1 pseudogene is annotated in these 1,192 nt (G+C 47.6%); it reads left to right on the top strand.

The features are described from left to right. Nucleotides 1-1,101, top strand: a pseudogene (locus R7Q47_RS25410) (molecular chaperone DnaK); the annotation flags it as partial. Between the last annotated feature and the right edge of the window lie 91 nt (nt 1,102-1,192).

Here is a 1,192-nt window from a genome sequence, read left to right as displayed (position 1 = left end):
GAGCGTGTAGAAGTGCAACTGGCGTGTCAGTTGACTGAAGTCGGCACACTTAAGATGGAATGTGTCAGCGCAGAAGATGACAGCAAACGTTGGGAGCTGGAGTTCGAAGTTCGTAACAAGCAAACCGACGACAGCGAACAAGTTAAGCTTCACCCTAAACTGAACGAATGTAAAGAGCTGATTGCTCGCCTGTACAGCGGTAACAAGAAAAGCGCAGAAGGCAATGAGATCAAAACCTTAGCGAAAGATCTTGAGAAAAAACTCGGCAAACGCGATGAGTGGGACTTCACCACACTCCGTCAACTTTTCGATACTTTTGCGCAAGGTCGTAAGCGTCGTCGTCGCTCTGAACAACATGAGAAAAACTGGCTTCGTTTGGCTGGCTTTGCACTGCGTCCTGGCTTTGGCGATCCAACCGACTCTTGGCGTATTGAGCAAGTTTGGGGACTGTATCAACAAAATATTCAGTTCAAAAACCATCAAGGCTGGACAGACTGGTGGGTATTCTGGCGACGTATCGCGGGCGGTCTAAGCCAAGAACAACAAGAAACCATTTTGGCAGACATCGCAAAATATCTGCATCCCGGCGCGATGAAAAATCCGCAGTCAGCAAAAGCGGCTCAGGAGATGGGGTACGAATCCATGGTGCGTCTTTCAGCCTCTCTGGAGCATCTAGAAGTGGAAGATAAAGTCCTGCTGGCGACGTGGTTCTTAAGCAAAGCCATCAACCAAAACCAGTTTGAACAAGCACACTGGTGGGCGATGGGACGTTTGGCTTCTCGCACACCGCTTTATGGCAGCCAGCACAACGTCATTCCTCGTGAACAAGCTGAGCAATGGTTACCTAAGCTTTTGGAACAAAATTGGCTGAAAGAACCAATGATCGCTTTCGCAGCCGTAATGATTTGTCGTAAGACGGGTGACCGATTATTCGATATTTCTGACGACTACCGGGAACAAGTTCTAACAAAACTCAAACAGAGCAAAGTACCTGAGTCGTGGGTATCGCTGGTTGAAGAAGTGAAAGAGCTTTCAGAAAGCGAGTCAAAACGTGTCTTCGGTGATGCTTTACCAAGCGGTTTAACGCTGGTTCATCATTAAATCCACTTTACAAAAGAAGACGAGTTAAGCGCACAAAGCCCTTCCAACGAAGGGCTTTGTTTTATTGCATTCTTTTGGTTTTGACCGCGCA

The organism is Vibrio sp. Vb0349, from assembly GCF_033338975.1.
The sequence above is the reverse complement of the archived record's forward strand: the minus strand, read 5'-3'. Positions and strand labels throughout refer to the sequence as shown.